The sequence below is a fragment of the Archangium violaceum genome (assembly GCF_016887565.1).
GTDB classification, from domain to species: domain Bacteria; phylum Myxococcota; class Myxococcia; order Myxococcales; family Myxococcaceae; genus Archangium; species Archangium violaceum_B.
On the sequence record NZ_CP069396.1, the window covers coordinates 3,141,493 to 3,166,771 of the forward strand.

The 25,279-nt window shown below is 65.8% G+C and carries 22 protein-coding genes and 1 pseudogene; 12 read left to right on the forward strand and 11 right to left on the reverse strand.

Annotation, left to right across the window (positions count from 1 at the left end; translation table 11 throughout):
• The 8 genes from ftsW (at position 1) to JRI60_RS13140 (ending at position 10,386) form a co-directional block, all read left to right on the forward strand.
• Positions 1-1,170: a putative lipid II flippase FtsW gene (gene ftsW / locus JRI60_RS13105; protein WP_204226186.1), complete on the forward strand. Its 1,170-nt coding sequence runs from the start codon at positions 1-3 to the stop codon at positions 1,168-1,170.
• Positions 1,167-2,387, forward strand: a complete 1,221-nt coding sequence (gene murG / locus JRI60_RS13110; RefSeq protein ID WP_204226187.1) for an undecaprenyldiphospho-muramoylpentapeptide beta-N-acetylglucosaminyltransferase — start codon at positions 1,167-1,169, stop codon at positions 2,385-2,387. The genes ftsW and murG overlap by 4 nt, the downstream gene beginning before the upstream one ends.
• Before the next feature lie 15 nt (positions 2,388-2,402).
• Positions 2,403-3,833, forward strand: a complete 1,431-nt coding sequence (gene murC / locus JRI60_RS13115; RefSeq protein ID WP_204226188.1) for a UDP-N-acetylmuramate--L-alanine ligase — start codon at positions 2,403-2,405, stop codon at positions 3,831-3,833.
• Between the two features lie 3 nt (positions 3,834-3,836).
• The gene (gene murB, locus JRI60_RS13120) at positions 3,837-4,769 is read left to right on the forward strand and encodes a UDP-N-acetylmuramate dehydrogenase (protein ID WP_204226189.1); all 933 of its coding nucleotides are present in this window, start codon (positions 3,837-3,839) and stop codon (positions 4,767-4,769) included.
• Positions 4,766-5,710: a D-alanine--D-alanine ligase gene (locus tag JRI60_RS13125; protein WP_204226190.1), complete on the forward strand. Its 945-nt coding sequence runs from the start codon at positions 4,766-4,768 to the stop codon at positions 5,708-5,710. The genes murB and JRI60_RS13125 overlap by 4 nt, the downstream gene beginning before the upstream one ends.
• 131 nt (positions 5,711-5,841) lie before the next feature.
• Positions 5,842-6,696 (forward strand): cell division protein FtsQ/DivIB, encoded by an 855-nt coding sequence (locus tag JRI60_RS13130; protein ID WP_204226191.1) that lies wholly within the window; start codon positions 5,842-5,844, stop codon positions 6,694-6,696.
• Positions 6,697-6,741: 45 nt separating this feature from the next.
• Positions 6,742-7,974 (forward strand): cell division protein FtsA, encoded by a 1,233-nt coding sequence (ftsA, locus tag JRI60_RS13135; protein WP_204226192.1) that lies wholly within the window; start codon positions 6,742-6,744, stop codon positions 7,972-7,974.
• Positions 7,975-8,127: 153 nt separating this feature from the next.
• Positions 8,128-10,386, forward strand: a complete 2,259-nt coding sequence (locus JRI60_RS13140; protein WP_204226193.1) for a hypothetical protein — start codon at positions 8,128-8,130, stop codon at positions 10,384-10,386.
• A gap of 238 nt (positions 10,387-10,624) precedes the next feature.
• On the opposite strand, the gene JRI60_RS13145 is transcribed toward JRI60_RS13140, so the two are convergent.
• The 5 genes from JRI60_RS13145 to JRI60_RS54470 form a co-directional block, all read right to left on the reverse strand.
• Entirely contained in the window at positions 10,625-11,566 is a 942-nt protein-coding gene (locus JRI60_RS13145) for a DUF2381 family protein (protein WP_204226194.1), read from the reverse strand.
• Positions 11,567-11,674: 108 nt separating this feature from the next.
• Positions 11,675-13,447, reverse strand: coding sequence for a serine/threonine protein kinase (locus JRI60_RS13150; RefSeq protein WP_204226195.1), 1,773 nt, complete (start codon positions 13,445-13,447; stop codon positions 11,675-11,677).
• Positions 13,448-13,590: 143 nt separating this feature from the next.
• Positions 13,591-14,217 carry a hypothetical protein gene (locus JRI60_RS13155; protein WP_204226196.1) on the reverse strand — a complete coding sequence of 209 codons (627 nt, stop codon included), beginning with the start codon at positions 14,215-14,217 and terminating at the stop codon, positions 13,591-13,593.
• 11 nt (positions 14,218-14,228) lie between these two features.
• Positions 14,229-15,902 carry a SitA5 family polymorphic toxin gene (sitA5, locus tag JRI60_RS13160; RefSeq protein WP_204226197.1) on the reverse strand — a complete coding sequence of 558 codons (1,674 nt, stop codon included), beginning with the start codon at positions 15,900-15,902 and terminating at the stop codon, positions 14,229-14,231.
• A gap of 247 nt (positions 15,903-16,149) precedes the next feature.
• Complete coding sequence (locus tag JRI60_RS54470) at positions 16,150-16,278, reverse strand: hypothetical protein (protein WP_275439215.1); 129 nt, start codon at positions 16,276-16,278, stop codon at positions 16,150-16,152.
• Between the two features lie 109 nt (positions 16,279-16,387).
• Between JRI60_RS54470 and tnpA the strand changes: the two genes are divergently transcribed.
• Both tnpA and tnpC read left to right on the forward strand, forming a co-directional pair.
• Positions 16,388-16,651, forward strand: coding sequence for an IS66 family insertion sequence element accessory protein TnpA (tnpA, locus tag JRI60_RS13165; protein WP_204226198.1), 264 nt, complete (start codon positions 16,388-16,390; stop codon positions 16,649-16,651).
• A 97-nt stretch (positions 16,652-16,748) separates the two neighbouring features.
• Positions 16,749-18,467, forward strand: coding sequence for an IS66 family transposase (tnpC, locus tag JRI60_RS13170; RefSeq protein WP_204226199.1), 1,719 nt, complete (start codon positions 16,749-16,751; stop codon positions 18,465-18,467).
• Between the two features lie 227 nt (positions 18,468-18,694).
• Here the strand turns inward: tnpC and JRI60_RS13175 are convergent, their stop codons facing one another.
• The gene (locus JRI60_RS13175) at positions 18,695-19,066 is read right to left on the reverse strand and encodes a helix-turn-helix transcriptional regulator (protein ID WP_204226200.1); all 372 of its coding nucleotides are present in this window, start codon (positions 19,064-19,066) and stop codon (positions 18,695-18,697) included.
• A 160-nt stretch (positions 19,067-19,226) separates the two neighbouring features.
• Here JRI60_RS13175 and sitA5 (JRI60_RS55095) point away from each other — a divergent pair.
• Positions 19,227-20,240: pseudogene (gene sitA5, locus JRI60_RS55095) on the forward strand (SitA5 family polymorphic toxin); the annotation flags it as partial.
• 369 nt (positions 20,241-20,609) lie between these two features.
• The gene (locus JRI60_RS13185; protein ID WP_204226201.1) at positions 20,610-20,852 is read left to right on the forward strand and encodes a hypothetical protein; all 243 of its coding nucleotides are present in this window, start codon (positions 20,610-20,612) and stop codon (positions 20,850-20,852) included.
• Between the two features lie 162 nt (positions 20,853-21,014).
• Here the strand turns inward: JRI60_RS13185 and JRI60_RS13190 are convergent, their stop codons facing one another.
• From JRI60_RS13190 to JRI60_RS13210, 5 genes are all read right to left on the reverse strand, one after another.
• Complete coding sequence (locus JRI60_RS13190) at positions 21,015-21,953, reverse strand: serine/threonine-protein kinase (RefSeq protein WP_204226202.1); 939 nt, start codon at positions 21,951-21,953, stop codon at positions 21,015-21,017.
• Between the two features lie 127 nt (positions 21,954-22,080).
• Positions 22,081-22,898 (reverse strand): IS5 family transposase gene (locus JRI60_RS13195; protein ID WP_430384330.1). Its coding sequence is split into 2 segments (ribosomal slippage): positions 22,081-22,556 and positions 22,556-22,898, totalling 819 coding nucleotides; the frame shifts between segments, so codons are not numbered across the junction.
• A 277-nt stretch (positions 22,899-23,175) separates the two neighbouring features.
• Positions 23,176-23,415 carry a hypothetical protein gene (locus JRI60_RS13200; protein WP_239470486.1) on the reverse strand — a complete coding sequence of 80 codons (240 nt, stop codon included), beginning with the start codon at positions 23,413-23,415 and terminating at the stop codon, positions 23,176-23,178.
• Positions 23,416-23,483: 68 nt separating this feature from the next.
• Positions 23,484-24,491, reverse strand: coding sequence for a type VI immunity family protein (locus JRI60_RS13205; RefSeq protein WP_239470487.1), 1,008 nt, complete (start codon positions 24,489-24,491; stop codon positions 23,484-23,486).
• The gene (locus JRI60_RS13210; protein ID WP_204226204.1) at positions 24,488-25,087 is read right to left on the reverse strand and encodes a hypothetical protein; all 600 of its coding nucleotides are present in this window, start codon (positions 25,085-25,087) and stop codon (positions 24,488-24,490) included. Before JRI60_RS13210 ends, JRI60_RS13205 begins: the two co-directional genes overlap by 4 nt.
• Between the last annotated feature and the right edge of the window lie 192 nt (positions 25,088-25,279).

Sequence of the window (25,279 nt, forward strand, 5' to 3'; positions counted from 1 at the left end):
ATGAAGGCCACCGCTCCCTCCTCCACCGCCCCGGTGCGGTTCGATGCGCTGTTGCTGTGCGCGGTCCTGTCGCTCGTCTCGCTCGGCCTGGTGATGGTGTACTCGGCCAGCGCCGTCATGGCGCAGGACAAGCGGGGTGACAGCCTCTACTTCCTCAACCGGCAGCTGCTGGCGGCGGGGATGGGCGTGGTGGCGATGGCGGTGGGGATGAAGGTGGGCTGGCGCCGGCTGGCGCGGCTCGCCTACCCGCTGCTGCTGGTGACGCTGGTGCTGCTGGTGGCGGTGCTGATTCCGGGCATCGGCTCCTCGGCGGGCGGCGCGCGGCGGTGGATCCGCCTGCCGGGCTTCGGCCTCCAGCCGGCCGAGGTGGCCAAGTTCGCCTGGGTCGTCTACCTGTCCTACTCGCTGGCCAAGAAGCGCGAGAAGGTGGCCAGCTTCTCCGTGGGCTTCCTCCCGCACCTGCTGCTGTGCGGCCTGCTGGTGGGCCTTTGTATGTTGCAGCCGGACTTCGGCAGCTCGGTGCTGCTGGTGTTCCTGCTGTTCGCGCTGCTGTTCGCCGCGGGCACGAAGCTGAGCTACCTGGTGGGCTCGGTGCTGCTGGCGCTGCCGCTGGCCTACGCCGCCGTCGCCAGCAGCCCCTACCGCATGAAGCGCGTGCTGGCCTTCCTGGACCCCTGGGCCCACCGGCACGACATCGGCTACCAGGTGGCCGAGTCCCTCATGTCCATCGGCTCGGGCGGCCTCACGGGGCTGGGCCTGGGGGATGGTCGGCAGAAGCTCTTCTTCCTCCCCGAGGCCCACACGGACTTCATCTTCGCCATCATCGGCGAGGAGCTGGGCCTCATCGGGGTGGTGCTGCTGGTGTCGCTCTACGCCATCGTCATCTGGCGGGGCATCCGCGCGAGCCTCGCCGCGCCGGAGACATTCGGCACGTACCTGGGTCTGGGGCTCACCTCCATCATCGCGTTCCAGGCCACGGTGAACATGTGCGTGGCGATGGGGCTGTTGCCCACTAAAGGACTGACGCTTCCCTTCGTGTCCTACGGAGGCACCTCATTGGTGGTGCTCATGGGTTCGGCCGGTGTATTGCTCTCGCTGAGTGCCAGCGCGGAACCCGCTGGCAACCGGACCCTGCGCTCCGGCGGTGACATGAGGGAGGTGGCGGCGTGAAGGTGCTCATCGCGGGAGGCGGTACGGGTGGTCATCTCTACCCCGGCATCGCCCTGGCCGAGGAGGTGGTGACGCGCCACCACGCCAACCAGGTGGTGTTCGTGGGCACCGAGCGCGGCCTGGAGGCGAGGGTGGTTCCCCGCGAGGGCTACCCGCTGGAGACCATCCGGGCGCAGGGCCTCAAGGGCAAGGGGCTGGTGGGGCTCATCAAGGGCCTGCTCGCGCTGCCCATGGCCTTCATCGAGTCCTTCCGCATCCTCCAGCGCCACAAGCCGGACGTGGTGGTGGGCGTGGGGGGCTACGCCAGCGGGCCGGTGGTGCTCGCGGCGGCCATCCTGGGCATCCCCACCGCGGTGCAGGAGCAGAATGCCCTGCCGGGGCTCACCAACAAGGTGCTCGGCAGGTTCGTGCGCGTCGTCTTCACCGCCTTCGAGGAGGCGGGCTCCTTCTTCCCCTCGCAGAAGGTGCAGCTCGTCGGCAACCCCATCCGTCGCACGCTGATGGAGAACTTCCTGCGCTCGCGCGTGGCGCACGAGAAGTTCGCCCTGCTCGTCTTCGGCGGCAGCCTCGGGGCGCGCGGCATCAACCAGCGGATGATCGACGCGCTGGACTACCTTCAAGACCTCAAGGACCAGCTCCACATCATCCACCAGACGGGGAAGAACGACCTCGAGACGGTGCGCAAGGGCTACGCGGACAAGGGCTTCGAGGCCCAGGCCCAGGTGGTGGAGTACATCGAGGACATGTCCAGCGCGTACGCCAAGGCGGAGCTCGTCGTGTGCCGGGCGGGCGCCACCACGCTGTCCGAGCTGACGGTGGCCAAGAAGGCCAGCATCCTCATTCCCTTCCCCTTCGCCACGGACAACCACCAGGAAGTGAATGCCCAGTCGCTGGTGAAGGCCGGCGCGGCGCTCATGTTCCGCGAGTCGGAGCTGACGGGGGAGAAGCTGGCCGCGGAGATCCGCCGCCTCAAGGAGGACCCGGAGAAGCGCCGCCAGATGGAGAAGAAGGCCGGCCTGCTGGGGCGTCCCGAGGCCTCCAAGGAACTGGCGGACGTGCTCGTGGACCTGATGGTGAAGACGTATGGCCCCTCGGGCCGGGCCGAGGCCCGCGGCGAGGACCCCAACCCGAAGAAGCCCTCCAAGAAGCCCGAGGGTGGCGACAAGCCCCCGAGCGGCGGCGAGAAGCCGGCGGGTGGCAACGAGAAGCAGGCCTGAGGAGACAATACACCCGTGACGACCCAACGCCCCGCTCGGCCCGCGAGCCTCTTCAAGACGCGTCATGCCGCGCACGTGCACTTCGTGGGCATCGGCGGCATCGGCATGAGCGGCATCGCCGAGGTGCTGCTCAACCAGGGCTACCGGGTGTCCGGCTCGGACCTGAAGGCCAGTGAGATTACGCGCCGCCTGGAGCGCCTGGGCGCCACCATCTTCGAGGGCCATCGGGCGGAGAACCTCGTCCACGCGGACGTGGTGGTCATCTCCTCGGCGGTGCGCAAGGACAACCCCGAGGTCGTCACCGCGCGCCAGCGGAAGATTCCCGTCATCCCCCGCGCGGAGATGCTCGCGGAGCTGATGCGGCTCAAGTACGCCGTCGCCGTCGCGGGCAGCCACGGCAAGACGACCACCACCTCCATGGTGGCCACCGTGCTGTCCGCCGCGGGGTTGGATCCCACGGCCGTGGTGGGCGGCAAGGTGAACGTGCTCGACTCCAACGCCAAGCTGGGCAAGAGCGAGCTGATGGTGGTGGAGGCCGACGAGAGCGACGGCAGCTTCCTGCACCTGCACCCGTCCATCTCCGTGGTCACCAACATCGACCCGGAGCACATGGACCACTACGGCACGCTGGACAACCTGAAGGACGCCTTCACGGCCTTCTGCAACCGCGTGCCCTTCTACGGCCTCAACGTGCTGTGCCTGGACAACCCCAACGTCCAGTCGCTGCTGCCGCACATCGAGAAGCGCTTCGTCACCTACGGCAGCTCGCACATGGCGGACTACCGGCTGGAGGGCGTGCGGCTGGAGGGCTTCACCACCCGCTTCGAGGCCTTCCGGCGCGACGAGCCGCTCGGTGAGTTCCGCGTGCGCATGGTGGGCGCGCACAACGCCCTCAACGCCCTGGCCGTCATCGCCGTGGCCGAGGAGATGGACATTCCGCTGGACGTGGTGCGCAGCTCGCTGGCCGAGTTCGGCGGCGTGCAGCGGCGCTTCACCGTGCGCGGCGAGGTGGCCGGCGTCACCGTGGTGGACGACTACGGGCACCACCCCACCGAGGTGCAGGCCACGCTGGCGGGCGCCCGGCGCGCCTTCGGCAAGCGGCTGGTGGTGGCCTTCCAGCCCCACCGCTACACGCGCACCCATGACTTGATGAAGGAGTTCGCCACCTCCTTCAACGACGCGGACGTCGTCTTCGTCACCAGCGTCTACGCCGCGGGCGAGGAGCGCATCCCCGGAGCCACGGGCGACGCGCTGGCCGAGGCCGTCCGCGCCCACGGCCACCGCGACGTCACCTTCGTGGAGAAGCGCACCGACATCGCGAAGACGCTGCTGCCCCGGCTGCACGAGGGCGACATCGTCCTCACCCTGGGCGCCGGCGACATCACCCAGGTGGGGCCGGAGCTCGTCGAGCTCCTCAAGCAACGCGGCGTGGCGAAGGGCGACTAGGGCATGGTGGCCGTCTTCTCATCGTCCCTGTCCGAGCGGGTGGGGCGTCTGTCCGGCTGTGAGGTGACGGCGAACGCGCCGCTCGCGCCGCTCACGAGCGTGCGCGTGGGAGGCCCCGCCGAGGCGCTCGTCCGCCCGCGCTCCGCGGACGCGCTGGTGGCCCTGCTGCGCCTCGTGCGCGAGGAGGGCGTGCCCCTCACGGTGCTCGGCGGCGGTGCCAACACCCTGGTGGGCGACGGAGGGATTCCGGGCGTCACCGTGAAGCTGCCGGGGGACCTGTTCCCCGAGCTGGCCGACGTGGGCGCGGAGGAGGGGAGGCTCACCCTCGGCGCGGGCGCGGCCATCGTCCGGCTGTGCAACCAGATGCGCTCGCACGGGCTGGTGGGCGCCGAGTTCCTCGCGGGCATCCCCGGCACCCTGGGGGGCGCGGTCACCATGAACGCGGGCACCAAGAACGGCGAGTGCTTCCGCGTGGTGGAGGCGGTGGAGGTGGCCACCGCGGACGGGATCGGCTGGCTCGCCAGGGAGCGGATTCCCCACCGCTACCGGCACTCGGAGCTGCCCCCGGGCGCCGTGGTGACGCGGGTGCGCTTCCTCCTGCGCAAGGGCGACCTCGAGGCCTCCAAGAAGGCCATGGACGAGGACCTCGCCTACCGCAAGCGCTCGCAGCCGCTGAGCCAGCCGAACTTCGGCAGCGTCTTCACCAATCCGCCGGGCGACTTCGCCGGGCGGCTCATCGAGAGCGTGAACCTCAAGGGCCACGTCATCGGTCGCGCGCAGGTGTCCACCCTGCACGCCAACTGGATCGTCAACCTGGGCGGTGCCACCGCCCACGACGTCCTCTCGCTCCTCACCCTGATGCAGTCGCGGGTGCGCGAGGAGCGGGGCGTCGAGCTCCAACCCGAAGTCAAGCGTGTAGGGGTCTTCCAGCCATGAGCGGCTTCACCCAGGACGAGCTGAAGCGGAAGAAGGTGGGAGTGTTGCTCGGGGGCCTGTCCTCCGAGCGCGAGGTGTCCCTGCGCACCGGCGCCGCCGTGGCCAAGGCCCTGCGGGGGCTCGGCTACGACGTGGTGGAGATCGACGTGGGCAAGGACCTGCCCGCGCGCCTGGCGGCGGAGAAGGTGGAGGTGGCCTTCATCGCCCTCCACGGCCGCTACGGCGAGGACGGCTCCGTCCAGGGTCTGCTCGAGTGCATGTTCATCCCCTACACGGGCAGCGGCGTGCTGGCCTCGTCCCTGGGCATGGACAAGGTCTTCGCCAAGCAGGTCTTCATCGCCCACGGCATCCCCACGCCGCCCTACCGCGCCTTCACGAGCGCGGAGGAGGCCCGGGCCGCCGTGGACTCGCTGCCCTTCGGCCTCCCGGCCGTCGTCAAGCCCTCGCGCGAGGGCAGCAGCGTGGGCGTCCACATCTGCAAGACGCGCGAGGAGTACCTCGCCGCCGTGGAGGCCGCCTCCAAGCTGGCCGGTACGATTCTGGTGGAGCAGTACATCAAGGGCCGCGAGGTGCAGGGCGGCGTCCTGGACGACGAGGCCCTGGGCGTCATCGAGGTGGTGGCCGCGCGCGAGTTCTACGACTACGAGGCCAAGTACAAGTCCGGTGGAACGACGAAGTACCTCTTCCCCGCCCCCCTGCCGCCGGATCAGTATGAGCGCGTGAACCAGGTCTGCCTTGCAGCCCATAAAGCGCTCGGGTGCAGTGGAGGCTCCCGCTCGGACGTCATCTTGACGCCCTCGGGCGAGGTCTTCCTGTTGGAGATCAACACGTTGCCGGGAATGACCGAGACCAGCCTGCTGCCGAAGATCGCGGCGGGCCGGGGCATCGACTTCCCCGCCCTCTGCGAGCGACTGCTCCAAGGGGCCAGTCTCAAGGCCTGAGAGGGACCGTTTCCCCATCCGAAGTGGGAGGAGGACCCGGTCCCCTGTGGAGCCGGGAGCTACAGCCACGTGTCTGTAGCGAAAAACTGGCGTGGAGATCCAACCGCGCGCAGCATGCGCCGACGCACACCATGGCTTTCGGTAAGTCCAAGAACCGTCGTCGTCAGGACACCGCCCAGCAGAAGGAGGCGGTGAAGGGGGCCGTGCGCACGCATGGCCCCGGCCTGCTCAAGGCCATCCTACTGACGGGTCTGACAGTGGCCCTGGTCTGGGGCGGAATCGAGCTGCGGCGCTGGGCGCTCAGCTCGCCGACTTTTCTGTTGAAGGAGACGACCTTCAGCGGGCTGCAGCGGGCCAGGCCGGCCGAGCTGCTCAAGCTGTCGGGGCTGACGGTGGGGCAGAACCTGTGGACGCTGGACGTGGGGGCGCTGGAGCGCACCATGTCCGCCCACCCCTGGGTGCGCACGGTGGAGGTGCGGCGCCACTTCCCCTCGAGCGTGTCGGTGGAGGTGACCGAGCACGTGCCGGCGGCGCTGGCGGTGCTGGGAGACCTGTACCTGGTGAACGAGGAGGGCGAGCCCTTCAAGCGGCTGCAGCCCGGGGACACGTTGGACCTGCCGCTGGTGACGGGAGTGGACCGCGAGGGGTACCTGGGGGACGAGGGGCGCACGCGCGAGCAGATCCGCCGGGCGCTGGCGGTGGCGGAGGCCTACGCGGCGACGCAACCGGCGAAGCGCGAGCGGCTGAGCGAGGTGCGGGTGTCGCCCGAGGGGATGGTGCTGGTGACGGCGGATGGGTTGGAGGTGCGGATGGGGGAGGGGGAGACGGACGCCAAGCTGGAGCGGCTGTCGCGGGTGCGCGGGGAGCTGCGTGCTCGCGGGCTGTCGGCGCAGGTCATCCACCTGGACAACCGGGCGAGGCCCGGCTGGGTGGCGGTGAAGCTTTCGAGCCCCGTGTCCGAGAGGAGCGGGGCCTCGGCGCAGTAAGGTACGCGCCCCTTTCACGAGAGTGGGGGGCCTGGGAGGGTTGTCATGGCGAAGCAGAAGTCCGGGGAGATCATCGTCGGCCTCGACATCGGCACGACGAAGATCTGCGCCATCGTCGGGGAGCTGACCGACAATGGGATCGACATCATCGGCATCGGGACGCATCCCTCGAAGGGCCTGCGCAAGGGCGTGGTGGTCAACATCGAGGCGACGGTGTCCTCCATCCGCCGGGCGGTGGAGGAGGCCGAGCTGATGGCCGGGGCGGAGATCTCCCACGTGTACACGGGCATCGCCGGTGGACACATCAAGGGCTTCAACTCGCAGGGGATTGTGGCGGTGAAGGACAAGGAGGTGCGCGAGGCGGACATCGCGCGTGTCATCGACGCGGCGAAGGCGGTGGCGATTCCGCTGGACCGCGAGGTGATTCACGTCCTGCCGCAGGAGTTCATCATCGACGACCAGGGCGGCATCAAGGAGCCGCTGGGGATGGCGGGGGTGCGCCTGGAGGCGAAGGTGCACATCGTGACGGGGGCGGTGTCGAGCGCGCAGAACATCGTGAAGTGCGCCAACCGCACGGGCCTGAACGTGGCGGATATTGTCCTGCAGCCGCTGGCGTCGGCCGAGGCGGTGCTGGGCGAGGACGAGAAGGAGCTGGGCGTGTGCCTGGTGGACATCGGCGGAGGGACGACGGACATCGCCATCTTCTCGGGCGGGTCGATCGTGCACACGGCGGTGATTGCGCTGGGCGGCAACAACCTGACGAGCGACATCGCGATTGGCCTGCGCACCCCGGCGCACGAGGCCGAGCGCATCAAGCAGAAGTTCGGCTGCGCGCTGGCGTCGATGGTGAACAAGGACGAGACCATCGAGGTGCCGAGCGTGGGCGGCCGGCAGCCGCGGGTGTTGGGGCGGCAGATTCTGTGTGAGATCCTGGAGCCGCGGGTGGAGGAGATCTTCCAGCTGGTGCACCGGGAGATCCAGAAGTGCGGTTACGAGGACCTGCTGGCCTCGGGGGTGGTGATTACCGGTGGCTCGACGCTGCTGGCGGGGATGCCGGAGCTGGCCGAGGAAGTGATCGGGCTGCCGGTGCGCCGGGGCATGCCGAGGGGCATTGGAGGGCTGGTGGACGTGGTGAAGAGCCCCATGTACGCGACGGGCGTGGGCCTGGTGGTGTACGGGGCGAAGCACCTGGACCGGCGGATGTTCCGCATCCGCGAGGAGAACGTCTACAAGAAGGTCAAGGGCCGCATGCGCGAGTGGCTTGAGGAGATCTTCTAGGCAGTTCCGTCAGTTTTTGCAGTGACCCACCGGGGCCGCGTTCCTCCCAGAGCGGCCCCGGTTTTTTTCGTGGGAGCGCATCGTCAGGTGTGCTCTGGCATAGAGAAGTGGTGTGGTGAATCGACTAGTGCTGTAGGCAAAGGGGAGAATCGCGTGAGTTCTGACAGCACAACAGATTGGGACGTACTTGAGCGCCAAGTCCGGACCTTGGCGTCTTTTATTTGGAATCGGCCGGCAGATAGAGAACTGGTTGCCGGAGTTGCATTGGATTGCGTGCTCAAGGTTGAGCCAGATTATTGGGTTTGTGTCGAGGTCACGAAGTCAAAAACTCTCCAGAAGCTGAGGGAAGATCTCGCTAAGTTTGGTATCGTCAGACCGGCCCTTCATGCGAAAGGCATAGCCCTCAAGTCTTTGTTTGTCACGGAATCAGATCCGTCAAACGACTTGAAGGAATCCGCAAAGGCGCTTTTTGTAGAAGCACTTTCGCGTGAGGAATTCTCAAAGAAGTTTTTCGATTTTGCTTCTTACAGGTTTGTTCGTACGGATAAACCGTTTGGTAGTGCCGTACGGCCTGATTCTGGCCAGAATGATGCCAGTACTTATGTGCCGGTTCGATATCGATCCCAAAATGGCACCGAACTGGGAATCGACGATCTAGTGTCTCGCGTAGCCACCGGCCGCAAGGTGGTGCTTGTAGGCCAGTTCGGCACAGGAAAGAGCCGCTGCGTCAAAGAAGTTTTCTCGCGCATTGCAGAGTTTGCTGCCGGATCGCTGCAGTACCCGATTGCTGTCAATCTTAGGGACAACTGGGGTGTGCGGCGAGGGCATGAGATTATCCGACGCCACTTCGATGACCTTGGCTTATCGGAGTTTGCTGACCCGATAATTAGGGTGCTGGATAGAACTAGTGTGGTTCTCCTGTTGGACGGCTTCGATGAAATGGCGTCGCAGTCCTGGAGCGATGATCAAGCGCAAATCCGCAAGTTGCGGTCAGATGCTCTCGCTGGCGTTCGAGATTTGCTTGGGCGTACCAAAGGCGGAGCACTTATAACGGGAAGAGAACACTATTTTAACAGTAACGAGGAGATGATGTCTGCGTTGGGGTTGAATGCATCCAGTGCAGACATTGTGTTCTGTCGAAGTGAATTTACTGATGACGAGATGAAGGCGTTTCTCGGGGATGCAGCGAATGACATTCGCTTCCCAGAGTGGTTGCCCAAGCGCCCGCTTTTGTGTCAGACGATTGCGTCTTTCCCGCGAGACGAATTGCGATCGATTTTCGGCGACGTCGATGGTGATGCTGAATTGTGGGACAGATTGATGAACGCAATCTGTTCTCGCGAAGCTCGGATTAACCCTGTTCTTGATGCTGAAAAGATCCGCGAAATACTTAGACTGATTGCGCGAGCGACACGGAGTAAGTCTCATGATGTAGGGCCGGTTTCGATTTCCGAGATAAACGATGCTTTTGAAGAAGTGACAGGTACGCCACCGGTTGACGAGAGTGCGGTTATCCTTCAGCGTCTTCCAGGTTTGGGGCGGACGAGTTACGAATCGTCAGACCGGGAGTTCATTGATAAATACATTCTGGACGGCCTGCGCGGGATTGATGTGGTTCGTTGTCTGGACGAGCAATCGCGCGGGATTGAGAGGGAGTCTTGGTCCAATCCTCTCCAGACGCTGGGGCAGCGAATCGTTGCTTCCGACATTCAGGGAAGCGAGAACGATCTGGAGCGAATGCACTCGTTTCTTAGACTGGCGAAACGCTGTGCACAGGCTTCCAATCGAGTTCTTGCTGGCGATATCGCTGCAAGCATTCTTCGAGCGAATGATTCCCTTGAAGAGGTAGATTACGGGGGATTTTCGCTTGAAGGAGCTTTCATCGGCGCGCTGGATTTTTCATCAGTCCTGCCTGTGAATCTGTTTATATCTGATAGTGTCATTGAGGAAATTGTCCTCCCGGCGGCTCAGCCTAAGGGAACGCGAATCAGAAAATGCCAGATTGGCATGGTGCGCAAAGTTTCCTCCGTGGAGGGCATGCCAAATTGGATCGAGGACTCTTCGGCGGAGAAATTTGAGTCGATTAGTACGGTTTCCAAAATCAAGGAAGCAGAGCTAACACCGAAGCAGAAGGTGCTGGTAGCAATTGTTAAGAAGACGTTCTTGCAAAAAGGATCTGCCCGAAAGGAGGAGGCATTGGTGCGTGGTTTGGGGCGGGTAGTGGATTCTGGTGAAGTTTCGAAGATCCTAAATATGTTGGTTCGAGAGCAGGTGTTGGAGCGGGTTCGTGGCGATGAAGGCGCTCTGTACGTCCCTGTTCGCTCGCAAACGAGTCGGATGAAGAAAATGCTTTCAGAGCTATCTTTGTCTGCCGACCAGGTTTGGAAGTACGTTTCAGAAACGAAGAAGTAATTCATAAAATGTCTGCGAAGTTGCTCGGCAAGTAGAGCCTCTTGGTAGATGCGCGAGTGATGCGCTGCCAGCAGGAATTGACTAGATGCTGGCGCTTAGAGAGTGTTGAACTGGAGCGAGCAGGCACTGCGATGCGACTACAAGCGGGTTCAGAAACGGTGCCGCTCGGTGATGCAGTAGGCAAAACCTGTGTCTTCGCCATCTCACATGATGGAGGATTTCATGGATTGGAATTGGCTTACGGGAACGTCACGCCATCGAAGAGCTCGGGCATAGTGCTGCCATCCTGACTCCACAGTTTCAGGGTGAAGGTGCCGCGCGCCTGTCGCTCCGTTGCCTCCAACTCCACCACGATGCGGCCCTTCTCACCCGGAGCAATGAGATGCAGCGGCCACACGCCGAGCACCTTCAGCTCCACGTGCTTGGGCCCCAACAGCACCGCACCGGCGGGCCTCCAGGGCGTCTCGTCGTTGTTCTTCAACTCTAATTCCACGGCCAGCCGCACGACCTTCTGCCCTCCCTCCGTGCGCTCGGTGTCGGAGCGGTAGCTGCGCGCCCAGGTTGGAGTCAGGGTGTTGCCCGGACGCGCGGTGGCGTCTAAGTCGAGTGTCTTGACGGCGACACCCGTCTTGCCCAGTCCCTCGGCGATGAGGCCCGTGAGCCCTGCCTGCCCAGCGCACTCCGCCTGGAGGCGTGCCTTTTCCTCCTGGCATTGCCGGGCCTCCGCTCGTGCCTGCTGCTCGCCCTCCTGGTAGGAGGCGAGCGTGCGCGGTTGGCGCGTCACTTCCACCTGGCCTTCGGCCTGGGTGGGGTGCACCACCAGCCAGAAGGTGACGCTCGCGGGGGCCGCACCGTCTTGAAAATAGACTGTCACTGGCACGCGTTCCCTATCCTCCAGCGCCTTCGTGGGGACGAGTATGAGGGCCGTCTCTCCTTGCAGCACCACGCGGAACCGCTCTGGCCCGGCCAGTTCCACGCGCGCCAGCTTCGAGTCGAAGAGCAGGTTGGTGGACAGTCCCGGGTGGATGCACACCGTGAGTCGTTTGTCGGCGGCGTCTGTGGTGAGCTCAATGTGGCGCACGCCCGTCTCACAGGTGGGGAGCGGGGATTGTACGGTGGTGTCGGCGGGCACGGCGAACAGGACCCATCCCACGAGGGCGGTGGAAGACAGGGCGAACACGGAGCGGGAACCCCCAGAGGACGTGGAGGAGACTGGAAACGTGGTCCTCTACCACACTTCCCACGCGGTAGTGTAGGGCGGCTCCTGGCGCCGTGTCGCTGGCTGTCCCTAGTCGAAGTGGTCCACCACTCGCACCTCCGCGAGGGGGCCGACCAGCATGTTCCCCGGCTCGCTGCCGGGCTGAATGGGAGTGCCGGGTCCGTCGAAGTAGTACAGGTCCATGCAGACCCGATACGTCTCCCCGCCAGGCGTGCGTGCCTCGGTGAAGCGGCCGTACACCTTCTTCTCTCCGAAGTGGAGCCGCCCGGAGAGGCGGGTTCCGTCCGGTAGCGCGAGCTGGCCGGTGGAAGTCCTCCAGTGGCCAGGGATGATGACCGGGGTGTCTTCGCGCACTTGGACGGGCCTGCCCCGCACGTCGGACCACTCGACGGACGTCCTTTCTCCAATGCGCAGGCCCAGCGTCTCGGTCATTGTCCTCACGGCGCCCGCCGGGCACTCCTGGGGTGGAGGCTCCGAGCGGACGGGTGGCACCTGCTGCTGCGCGCTGAGGCAGGCCTGCAGGGCGGCTCCCGTCAAGCCCAGACACACGTTGCGCGCGGCGGCCTGCGTGAGCTTGGGCTGCGTGTCCCGTTGGGGGCCGGTTGTCTTCTGCTGCTTCTTCACGGGGGCTGCGTCCTTTCCGGACGCCGCGGGCGAGGCGGCGGCCGCGAGGGGTGGCTCCACAGGCGGCGGAGTCGCGGCCCGAGCAGACTCCGGCGGCGACTCCGGGGGCGCCACTTCCTGGCCAGCGCTGGCCTTCCGCGTTGGCTGCTCGGCGGGCGACGTGATGGGTGATGGGAGGGTGGCCACCTCGCGCCCGCCCCTCCACTGCCCCACCAGCCACCCGCCGCCCAGCACCAGCCCCACCCCCATGCTCGCCCAGGCCGTCGCACGGAGCACTCGCGTCCGCCTCCTGCCGGCCACTTTCACTCCGCCGTGCAGTGGCACCTTCCAGGACTCGTCCGCCTGGGTCCTCAGCGCCTCCAATGCCGCGCACAGCTCCACGGCACCCGGGTAGCGCGCCTCGGGCGTCTTCTCCAGAAGCCGCAGACACACTTCTTCCACCGCCCGGGGTACGCGCGGGTTGACGAGGTGCGGCGGCAGCGGCGCCTGGTGCAGCACGGCCTCCACGTCCACGCCCGCGCGCTCGCCTGGCAGGAAGGGGTCTCTCCCCGTCAGCAGCCGGTAGAAGACGACTCCCAGCGCGTACAGGTCGTCTCCCACTCCGGCCCGGTAGTGCGCGCCCGGCACGCCCTTGTTCTCCCGGCCGAAGCGCCACGCCTCGGGGCTGCGGTACAGCGGCGTGTCCGGGGGAAACAGTCCCGCGGTAATGGTGGGCGCCCCGGCGTAGTAGCTCACCCCGAAGTCCACCAGCACCGCCTGCCCGTCACCGCGGCGCACCAGGATGTTGGCTTCCTTCACGTCCCGGTGCACCACCTTGGCCGCGTGTACCACCGCCAGGGCCCGTGCCACCTCCAGCACCCTGTCCACCACCTGGCCTGTGTCCACGGCGTGCTCTCGTGCCCAGACGTCCAGCGTCACCCCGTCCACCAGTTCCAGCTTCAGGTAGACGAAGCGGGGGTCCTTGGCGGGCCAGCTGCCCGCGCCCAGCACCCGCGCCAGGTTGGGGTGGTGCAGGTGCAGGCGCGAGCCGATGAGGGCCTCGCGCCAGGCTCTCTCCTCGCCTCTCTCCACCGGCACCATCTTGAGGGCGGCGCGGCGTCCCTGGGGGCTACGCACCTGGTACACGGTGCCGAAGCCGCCCGCGCCCAGCACGGCCTCCACCACGTCACCCGCGATGAGTGTGCCGGGCGGCAGTGGCGGCATGTCGAACGCATTCATGGCGCCCTCGCGCCAGAGGTATCAGGAACAGGGGAATGCAGATGTGGGGTCATGGGCCTACCTCCCAGGACCTCAACTTAGCAGGTTCTGCGCCAGGAGCGCCTCTCCTGAAACATGAGGGGATGGCTCAGGGCGCCGCCCCGTCAGAAGACGATGCAGTCGAACTTCTCGATGACGGCCCGGATCTCTTCGGGTGTGGCCTTGAGTCGCTCCGCCAGGATAGGGGCGTAGTAGGTCAGTGCCTTGGTAGGAGTCGGATGAGTGTGGAGGTCGTCCACGATGACGGCACCGACCATGCCGGGCCACTTGACCCTGCGCAGTTCGGGAGCTCGCGCAATGGGGTCCAGGATCGTGAAGCAGGGCCACTTGGGAAAGCGAAGGGTGGCAGGGTCGGAGCCCATGATGCGGCAGGCATCCAGGCGGGCCTCGGTGAAGTCGCAGTCCTCGATGGCCCCGTACTCCGCACCCGTCGAGTAGCTGGGCCAGTGCCCAAAATCGCACCCCGTCAGGCGCCCCTTGAATCGGCACCCCTTCAGTGTTGCGAACACCCACTGCTGGTGATTCTTCAACTCCTGCTTCACTTCGAAGGCGCAGTCGATGAACCGGGTTCCTTGATCGAAGATCAGATTTCTGCCGGAGACCTTCAGGACCAGCGTGCAATTCTTGAAAGTGACATTGGAACCAAGGAAATAGAGCGACCCCTTATCGGTCAGCTCCAGCCGCTCGTTTTCGATTTCCCGGTCCTCATAGAAGACCTTGTTGTAGAGCATCCGCCACCCTCTCAAAAGGTGAGCATCCGGAAGAACTCGCCCGCCATGCGCCGGCCATGCCGCGCCAGATTCGACTCCGTGCCGGAGAGAATCTCGTACTTGAAGCCCCCAGGAACTTCCACATCGACTCCCTTGCTCCGGCTGAAGTTGTAGAGGTGCTTGAACTGGCGGGAGACCTGATCTTCGACCCAGCGCCCGCGGGCTTCGCGCTCGAGCAGCCGTGCCAGCCAGTACTCGCCGTTCTCCTGTGCCTTCCCAATGGCTCGCTTCTCGGCGCCGGAGAGCTTGTCGGGCCCCCACTTGTTGGCGGCCTGGGTGACGGCCTCCTGGAGCATGTCGCCTACCTTGTCCTCGGCGGGAATATCCGCAACGGACTTGCCGCGAGGCACGTGCCAGCGCTGGCCGTCGCTGAGCTCCACCTGCCAGTTGCCGCCCCGGTGGCGAATGGCGGTTCGAGCGGAGCGGCCCCCTGGGGCCTGTCCCGCCCCACTGCCCGTCCCCTTCTTGAGCATCACCACGGCCAGGGGGCCCTGCGGTGAGGTGGCTACCGTTTCCGCCGCCGCCACGGCCCTGGCCAGGGCCCCCTCCGTCGCGAGCGCCGCCCCCACGGCCTCCGCGTGCGCCATGACAGCGGCGCCGCCCTGGGCCTCGAACTGCGCTCCCGCGAGGTTGAAGCCCGGCAGTGACTTCAACCGCGTCAGCACCTGCCCCAGCGTGTGCCCGCTGAGCGCGGCCACCGCGAGAATCATGGCCCGCGCCGCGTCCTCGCCCAGCACCTTGCCGAATTGCTCGCCCGCCGCGCGCAGCTCGTCGAAGGTGGTGGCCTCGTGGGCCGCATGGGCCAGGCGGGCCCAGCCGTCCATGAGGCCGTACACCGTTTGGAGGCCCAGGTAGCCCATGAGAATGACAGTGAGGCTCGCGGCCAGGAATTTCGTCGTGGGCTCTGGCACCAACCACATCGTGCAGTAGAGGGCGACCGTCCAGACGACCATGGAGACGAGCGCCTGCACGCTGAGCAGCTCCCGGCTCAGGGCCGCGCGTGTCTCGTCGAGCACGGTGCCGAAGGCCAGTGCCAGGGCGAACGTGCGCCGGTCATCCGTGCGGAGGTAGGGCCCGTCGTCCAGCAGGCCCAGGCAGTCGCCTCCTCCGCGCGGCTCGCACCAGCGGAGATAGCTTTGCTTGAGGGCTCCATCCGCCTCGGGGGTGAGGGACACCGGGCCCTGCTGGCGCTCGGGCACCAGAGTGTAGCCCCGTCCCCGGTACATCTCCAGGTTCCAGTCTCCCGTGCTCGCCACCGTCTCCACCTCCTGCGGCGGCTGGCGCGAGAGGCGCAGCAGCTCGAGGGCGGCTGCACGTGGACGGAGGTGTCCCAGCCGCACGTGCTGGGCGAGCCATTGGAAGGCCCGCTGGAAGTCGGGCCTGGGGATGGGCACCGGCCGGGTGGCGGCGGCACCGGGCTCCAGGAAGTCCACCTCGTAGGCGGTGGCCGATTCCAGGCCGGGCTCCACCATCCGCTCCTTGGGCGCTGGTGGGGGCGTGAGCGAGTTGTCGCGGTAGGCCACGAAGCTGCCCCGTGGGGTGCTCGTGGCACATGCGAACTGGAAGAGGATGAGGAGGGACCAGGCGCCAATACAGGGGACCCGTCTCTCGCCCGTGGGGCGCACGCCGGGAAAACGGTTGGACACGGCGCACCTCCAGAAACGATACACCCCAAAAACCGTTACCCTGGAATTAGACGGAAATGCGGGTGTGCTCGTCAAGCCACCGAGTCGGCCACGGGCGGGAGGACATAACAGGTGGGCTGCCGGGGAAGCAGTGACTCCACGCGGGGCGACCTGGCCTCACGGGCTGGATGGACGTGCCAGCCCGCCTCGGTTCAACACGCTCTGCGCGCTCTGGACGAGCCGCCGCTTTTGAATCACCTCGGCACTTCTACTGAGCCAGGTCATCCAGGACATCGGAGAGGGAGGTGGCGCGCAGGGCCCGATCGAACCAGCGGTCGAGGGTGTCCAGGTCCGAGCAGGAGAGGATGCGCCGCCGGGCCTCGTCGTCGACGTGCACGCCGCGCGCGGTGAGAATCCGGACAACGCCCTCGGCGTAAGCGCTCGGCGGACCACACCTTCCGAGAGAAGGGAGAGCCGAGCAGCGTCGCGTGCCAGGAGGAATGGACATGGGACGCAACACGGCAGAAGTGGAAGCAACGCTGGCGAGGGCAGCGGCGAGCAGCTACTGGTCGGAGTCCGAAGCGCGAGCGGTGCTCGAGGCGTATGAGACGAGCGGGTTGTCGGTGGCGGAGTTCGCCCGCCGGTATGGGCTTGGGCCGCAGCGGCTGAGGTGGTGGAAGAAGCGGAGGAGAGAGGAGGAGAGCTCGAAGCTCTCGTTCATCCCGGTGCACGTTGCCGCGCCGCCGCCGAGTGTTGCTGGAAGGGATTGATTTGAAGGCCAGCGTCCGTCGGCCGCGCTGGCAGCCCCCACCTCTGGAGTCACCTGTGTGAGAAAACCTCTTGCGTTGAGGGGCCGGGCCGTGGCTCATGTCGCGCGTCATGAGCGGCGAGGCCCCCGGCAAGAAGAGGACGGACGTGCACGGCGTGGCGGCGCTGCTGCGGGGGCTGCTGGCCGAGGGCCAGGAGGAGCAGGCCATTGAGCTGGTGGTGGGGCTGCTGACGCAACTGGTGGAGAAGAACGCCGAGTTGGAGCTACGCCTGCTCAAGGCGATGCGCCAGCGGTTTGGCCGCACCAGCGAGAAGCTGTCGGCCGAGCAACTCTCGCTGTTTCTGACACAGCTGGGGCAGGAGGACGCCAGTGCCCAGCAGGCGCAGGCGGCGACGCTTGGTGTCGGGGACGCTGGCATCGCGCAGGGCGCCCTACCCCCGTCCGAGCCGCCCAACAAGGAGTCACGAAAGAAGGAGCGCAAGGGACACGGGCGCCGCCCGCTGCCCTCCCACCTGCCGTGCGAGCAGCGCGTCCACCAGCCTCCGCCCGAGGCGCTGCGGTGCGAGGCGTGCGGGCGGGACAAGACGCGCTGTGGCGAGGAGAAGAGCGAGACGCTGGAGTGGGTGCCCGGCCACTTCAAGGTGATTGAGGAGGTGCGTCCCAAGTACGCCTGCCGGCCGTGTGGCGACGGGCTGGTGGTGGCACCTCCCGCCGACAGGGTGATTGAGGGGGGATTGCCAGGGCCGGGCCTGGTGGCGCACGTGCTGGTGTCCAAATACAAGGACCACCTGCCGCTGCACCGGCTGAGCGGCCTCTACGCGCGCCACGGCGTGCAGCTGCGCACCTCCACGCTCTCGGATTGGGTGGCCGCGGGAGCCGACCTCCTCCAGCCGCTGGCGCGGGAGGTGGGCCGCAGGGCGCTGGCCTCGCACGTGCTGCAGAGCGACGACACGCACCTCAAGGTGCTCGACAGGGAGCACCCCAACGGACTCAAGCGCGGGCACATGTGGGTATACCTGGGGGACAGCACCTGGGCGGCCTTCGTCTACACGCCGGACTGGAAGCAGGAGGGGCCGCTGTCCTTTCTGGAGGGGCGTGAGGGCTGGTTGCTGGTGGACGGGTACAAGGGCTACGACAAACTGTTTGCTCGTGAGGGTGCCACCGCGGTGGAGGTGGGGTGCTGGAGTCATGCCCGGCGCTACTTCGTGGAGGCCTTGGAAGCCGGGGACACACGCGCGGCGCTGCCGCTCTCGCTCATCGGCCGGCTCTTCGAGGTGGAGCGCGAAGCCGACGCGCGGCAAGTGGACGAGGCCGAGCGGCTGCGCAGGCGCGACACGCTCTCACGCGCTGTGACGGAGCAACTGGGGCGCTGGGTAGCCGAAACCTACGACCGGGAGCCGCCCAAGAGTCCGCTGGCCCAGGCGTGTCGCTACACCATCAATCAGTGGCAGGCGCTGACGCGCTTCATGCAGGACGCGCGCCTGCCGCTGCACAACAACGCCTCGGAACTGCGGCTACGGGAAATCGCCGTCGGCAGGAAGAACTATCTGTTCGCCGGCAGCGACGCGGGAGCCGAGCGCGCCGCGTGCGTGTACACGCTGGTGGCCACGTGCGTGCTGGCCGGAGTCGAGCCGTGGGCGGACCTGGCCGACGTGCTGGAGAAGCTCGCCCGCGGCTGGCCCCAGCGTCGGCTCGAGGAACCGCTCCCGCGGCGACCTGAGCGCGGCCCCTCCCGGTCAGGGTGGGTGGAGCGCCCGTTATCACATCCTCGCCGTCCCTCTGCACCGCTCCGCCGAGCGGATACTGCGCGGTGTTGAGGATGGACGCCGGTGAGGCGCTGGGCCTCGAATCCACGGGGACGGCGGCTTGGCTGAAGGAGTCCGCTCCCGCGGCCACAGAATCACCGCGAATGCTCCGACTGATGCGCACCCTGCGCCAGATGGACGACAAGAAACTGGCGGCCATGAGCGTGGTGGCGCGCACCCTGGCGTCGGCCGGGGACGAGTAGGCGCTCGGGTCGAAAAAGCTCCCGGAGCGCGGGCGTTCACTTGGAGAAGTGGGAGTGGGCCGTCTCCAGCAATTTGCGAGCGAGGAGCAGTCGTTCTGGGGGCCAGTCACGCAGGAGGTGGATGATGCGGCTCAGCTCCGGAGGCTCAGCCGCCTCGTAGGAGCGTTTGGCGGCCGACCCCTTCTCACCCCGAGGCGCCAGTGACAGGAGCAGGTCCGAAGAGAGGTCCAGGACCGTGCAGATGCGGCGCAAGGAGGGCACGCTGGGCGTCATCTTCCCGCGCTCAATCCGACCATAAACGGCGGGCTTGAGGCGGACCTGCTTGGCGACCTCGGCCTGCGTGAGTCCCAGCCGCAGGCGGGCAGCCCGGGCCGCCTCTCCCAGGTGGCGTTGCATCTTCTCATCCATGAACTGCGTCTACCGCAAAGAGATGGGGGACGTCCGACGCTTCTTTCTGGCGGTGGCTGCGCCTACCGGCTCCAGGGCCTCTTGCGGCTCTTGTCAGACCCAATGGGTATCAAACTGGGCTTGCTACCCATCAGGGGGGAGTACGCTCGGAAGGATTCCCATGAAGCAGTGCTGCATGGTGGTGATGCTGGTTCTCCTCGTCGGCTGTGGCACGTCCTCTCGCGTCGTGCGCCTGGAGACGGGTCCTACCGACTCCCTCGTCTTCACTCCTCGTTCCGGGGCCAAGCCCGTGGCGATCGGCCACGGCGAGTTCGCGCAGGCGGTGTCGGCGCTGGCTCGGGAGGTGAGGCCCCCCACTCGGCCTCAGGAAGCCGCCCGGCGGCTGTTCGACGTCGAGAAGCGGAGCGGCTCGTACGCGTACGAGCCACGCAGCCGCCGCCTCACGCCGCTCCAGTCGGGCGAGCACCTGGAGGGGCCGTCCACCACACCAGAGGTGGAGTTGACGCGCGATTACCTGCGCTGGTGCGAGCGCACGGGCCGGCCCGGGGACTGCCTGCGCCTGCTGATGGACAGCCCCACCATTGACGGGGATGGCCGTTTCGCCCTCGCCCTGGCCCTGGCAAAGGGGGTCGTGCTGGACGAGATGCTGGAGGCGTTCAAGGACATGGCCGACCCCCACGCCTTGGTGGCGGCGGCACTTTGAACCTGGACCACGTACCTGCTTCTCGTCTCTATTCCCGACGTGACCATCTCCAAGGGCCTCGCGGCGGTGATGACCGCCACGCTCATTTCCTACGTGGGCGTGGAGACCTTCTGGGGCCTCGTCGTCGGCTTCAAGCGCCTAATGAACGAGGCGGACCGGGCCCCCACGTTCAACGCGCTGCGCGCAGCGGGCGAGCGGTACGGCAAGCTCATGGGTCGTAACGCGGCCCAAGCATTCGGCATGCTGGCCCTGGCGGCCATTGGCAACACGGCGACGGGGCTGGCCGCGAAGGTGCCGAAGCTGCCCGGCTCCGCGCAGGCGGCATTACAAGCCGAGACGCAGGTGGGCTTCAGGCTCGCGGCGGTGGGAGAAGTGGAGACGGTCGCCGTAAGCGCCGAGACCGTCACCATCGCCCTCGCTCCAGGTGCGGTGGCCATGACCGCAAGAGGCACGAGCGGTGACGGTGCTCAGAAGACGGATGACCTCCCGGAGCTTGAACAATGGCATGAAGGGAGTTACGAATCTCCATTGGACTCACTCCAAGAACACTTCGCCAAGCATGGAGCAGAGGTTGGTGCCAAGGATGTCGCACAGTATTTACGGAAGGCCAGAGCCTTCGCACAGAACCTCAGGGGCGCACAAAAGTTTCCAGTTGAAGGTGCCACTGAGGGTGTGGCTCGCTATGTCAAAAAAGGCCAGTACATTGATCGCGCGCCGGACGGACGAATTGTATCTTTTGGTGCTCGCTAAGAAGGCTGATGACTAATGGACTGGAGAACAGTCAATCTGCGTGGAGCCGCAAGCATTTCGCGAGTAGTGGGCCTCTTCGAGGTCTGCGACATGCGAGGCATTCCATGGACTAAATACAAGATCAAGGTTCTTGAGCAAGGCTCCCAGGATTTCCTCGCGGTTCCCAATGTATGCGTGAAAGACGCCAATGGAACCCCTGATTGGATAGCAGGGCTCGGACGGACAGAAACCGAAGCCCTCCAAGATCTCATCACTCGACTGGGCGAAACATTGAGTTCTCGCACGGACTGGCAAGTGGAGGACTTTGAATGGAGCGACCCGCAGGATTTCTGAGAAACGGAGCAATAGCGAACCCCGTGCCCGAACATGGATGCTTAATCGGCTCCGGGTTCACCCCTTGAGGGTCCAGCTTTCCGACCTACGACGGGCGACAGATGCCCTGTTCGAGCATCTGGAGCGCACAGGCCGCACGGAGATCGACCTGACCGAGGACTTCTACTGGAGCATCCCGGAGAAGCGGTTGTACTCGGTGTACTCCCCCCTCCTCCCGAGGCAGAGCTGACCATGGGACAATTGTTGCGTGCACCGGACCATGTGGAACACCGATTCCGGGGCAAGTGGAACACTGATTCCGGCCATGTGGAACACCGCTTCCACGCCCAGGGGCACGCGCGGATTGACGAGGTGCGGCGGCAGCGGTGCTTGGTTCAGCACGGCCTCCATGTCCACGCCTGCGCGCTCGCCGAGCAGGAAGGGGTCTCTCCCCATCAGCAGTCGGTAGAAGACGACTCCCAGCGCGTACAGGTCATCGCCCACCCCGGCCCGGTAGTGCGCGCCCGGCACGTCCTTGTTCTCCCGGCCGAAGCGCCACGCCTCGGGGCTGCGGTACAGGAGCGTGCCCGGGGGAAACAGTCCCTCGGTGAGGGTGGGTGCCCCGGCGTAGTAACCCACCCCGAAGTCCACCAGCATCGCCTGCCCGTCACTGCGGCGCACCAGGATGTTGGCTTCCTTCACGTCGCGGTGCACCACCTTGGCCTCGTGCACCACTGCCAGGGCCCGGGCCACCTCCAGCACCCTGTCCACCACCTGGTGCGTGTCCACGGCGTGCTCTCGTGCCCAGACGTCCAGCGTCACCCCGTCCACCAGCTCCTGCTTCAGGTAGACAAAGCGGGGGTCCTCGGCGGGCCAGCTGCCCACGCCCAGCACCCGTGCCAGGTTGGGGTGCTGCAGGCTCAGGCGCGAGCCGATGAGGGCCTCGCGCCAGGCTCTGTCCTCGCCTCTCTCCACCGGCACCATCTTGAGGGCGGAGCGGCGTCCTTCGGGGCCACGCACCTGGTACACGATGCCGAAGCCGCCCGCGCCCAGCACGGCCTCCACCACGTCACCCGCGATGAGCGTGCCGGGCGGCAGTGGCGGCATGTCGAGTGCATTCATGGCGCCCTCGCGCCAGAGGTGTCTGGAACAGGGGAATGCAGATGTGAGGTCATGGGACTACCTCCCAGGACCTCCACTTAGAGCTCGTTTCAAAAATGGACCTGAGAGGTCAGGTAACATGCCCTGCCTATTCAGGGCCATTTCGTAAATGGCGCTCAAGCACGCGATAGAGAAGGAGGCAGTGGCCAAGGCGAAGGAGTGCCAGGTGCATCTGTGGGTTCCGCTCTTCGCGAATCCGCAGGCGTTTCATCTGGTGGAACCAGTCCAGGGAGCGCTCCACCACCCAGCGATGGCGTCCCAAACGCTCCTTCGACTCCACGCCTCGGCGGGCGATGCGGGGAACGATGTGGCGCTTCCGTAATCCCCGGCGGGTATCGGCATAATCGTACCCCTTGTCGCCGTGCCCTTTCGCCGGACGCCTGCGTGGCCTGCCTCGTGGCCCCTTGATGGGGAGGATGGCGTCGAGGAGCGGCAGCGCCTCGCGCTTGTCGTGCACGTTGGCGGCCGACAGCAAGGTGGCCAGCGGCAGGCCCCGGCGGTCTACGACCAGGTGGTGCTTGCTGCCCGCCTTTCCTCTGTCCGTTGGATTCGGGCCTGTTTGGGCCCCCCTTTTATCGCCCGTAGGCTGCTGGAGTCGAACGAGGCCCGGCTCCAGTCAATGAGCCCCTTGTGCCCCAACTCGTTCAGCAACACCCGCTGGAGCTTCTCGAAGACTCCTGCTCGGCTCCACTTTCGCAGCCTCCTCCAGCACGTCGCCCCGCTGCACCCGAACACCTCGGCTGGCAGGTCTCTCCAGGCGATGCCCGTCCTGAGCACGAAGATAATGCCCCGCAGGCACGCCCTATCGTCGCGCAATGGACGACCTCTTCTCCCTTTGCGGCGATGTCGTGGCAGCAGCGGCTCCACCCTCGCCCACAGCTCGTCCGGGACCAGTTCGCGCCTCATGCTTGCGAGGATGAGCACCAGGTACGTAGAGGGAAGTCTGGATACCTCTGCGGTTCATTTATGAAACAATCCCAGGGAGGCAGGTCAGATGACCTAGGCTCCCTGGTCCATTTTTGAAACGAGCTCTTAGCAGGTTCTGCGTCAGGAGTACCCCTCCTGAATCCGGGCATGCGGAACGCACCCTGGAGGTAGGCAACGGGATGAGCGACACAGTGGAGCGTTGACGGTGCTGGAAGTGACCCGGAGGCACATTCTCTTTCGAGTCACCTCGGCACTTCTACTGAGCCAGGTCATCCAGGACGTCGGAGAGGGAGGTGGCGCGCAGGGCGCGGTCGAACCAGCGGTCGAGGGTGTCCAGGTCCGAGCAGGTGAGAATGCGCCGCCGGGCCTCGTCGTCGACGTGCACGCCGCGCGCGGCGAGAATCCGGACAACATCCTCGGCTCGTCCCTCGGCTCGTCCCCGGGCCAGCCCTTGCTGGAGGCCCTGCTCGATGAGTTCCTCTCCAGAACTGCGCATCAATTCCTCCGCGCGTTGCGTACCCAAGACCGAATGTAGCACCTGCCCCGTGGAGCCACGCAGTGACGTCAGTCGAGGAAACGCCGGGCCCAACTCATGGCTTCTTCTCGAGTAAAACCTTCGATGCGAAACCTGGGAGCATTGAAGGGCTTGTCGAGCCAGGGCTCCAGCACGCGGCCCAGCTCCCGATAGGAGGAGAGCGCGTCGCCTCTGGTGAGATCGCCCGCTTCGGGCCAATCCCCTAGCGTGACGATGGCCCGTGCTCCGTCGATGGCTTGCACGGTTGTCTCAGGTGAGTGCAGGCGGGAACGAAGTGTGGACACGCCGCCCAACTCCTGAAGGGCGGGAGGGCCCAGGAAGTTGAGCCAGTGCACACCGTCCACGCGCGTGCTCATCCATGCCGGAGGGGAGCCGTGGTGGAGACTGATCCCCGGGTAGCGAAGGAGCTCAGTGCGGATCCTGCGCGTGAAGAACACGTCCCCGACGACGGAATCGAAGCTCAGCCCCGCGTGACCACTGGCGAAGTGAAGGCCCGACGCCAGGTCGAGCATCAGCTCCTTCACCGCGGCAGGTCCGCGTTCCTCGAGGTACTCGGTCGGCAACATGCCTTCGAGGTAGCTCACGTCGTAGTCGGAGGGACTCCGCTCTCGTGACGGGATACGGGCCGAGTAGGTGAGTTTGAAGCCCGTGAGCCTGTCGTGCTCGTTGCCCAGATGAATCCACGTCTCGTTGCCGCTCTTCTCCATCTCCCTGAGCCGGTACGGGTCAGTGCAATCCTCGGCGTAGCGGTAGGGCCGGTCGGCTTGCAGCAATTGGCGGATGCGTTTCCAACGCTCGTCGGAGAGAGGGCCGTGCGTGGAGGAGCCAAAGGCACAGGAGTTGATGGTATCGGGTCCTTCGCCAACGGCTTTCATGTAACAATCGAAGGCGTGGGACACTCCTGCTGCGATGTCTGGGTGATCATGCGGTATGTAGAAGGCGAAATGAATCACCTCTCTCGCGAGGAGGCGCTCGCCGGCCTCTTTCTCGGGAGGGTAGAGCCCATGGGGGCGAATCCGGGGGTAGTGCTGGGTCATGGGGAGGAGAGCCTGCTGATTCCGAGGGTGGGGGTAACGACGGCTGGCAGGCAGTCCTCGTTGCCGAGGTCCTTGTATTTGCGGAGCTGAGCCTCGGTACGCGAGTCGGCGAGGGGATTGCGACGGTCAGCGGTGTCGCAGGGAAACTTGAAATCGTAGATGCACTGAATCCGGGTCGCGTTCCGGGTGAAGTGGAGGACTACGTCCGGTCGTTGTGAGCCGAGCCACCTGTCGGTCAGTAGGAGCTCTTTCGTTATCTCATCCACGCGATAGCGCGGCTCGATAGCGAAATTGTTGGGAAACTCCGCGGCCAGGCGCTCCTGCACACAGATGAAGGCAGCTGCGTGCTTGAGATTGCCAAGGTGTTGCCTCCAGGTGTCGGCGGTCTTGTTCTTGACGTCGGGCTCTTTGTCACACTCGGATTCGGGCAGGGACTTCCCTTGGCCGAACAGTTCCTCGTTCACCTTGAAGTTGGCCTCGCTGGCGCACGAGCTGAGGATATCCTCGACCTTCGCCTTCTGGGCCTCGTCGAGGAACCGCGAGACGGTGAGGAGCCCGTGGAGGGTCTCGGCGGCTTGGACGACTTTTTCGAGCACCTGACCGGCCCGAGAGGCCGCTGGCGCGAGAATCTCCCCGGTGCTTGGAACGACGGGGGCTGCGCAGGCGGCTCCACACGACTGGTTGAAATGAGAGGGGATGCCGCCGTGGGGTCCGGCGAAGCCGGCGCCCGTGGTGGGTGAACCGGAATGCACACGGAGGACGGTGGAGCAGGACAGGCAAGAGAATGC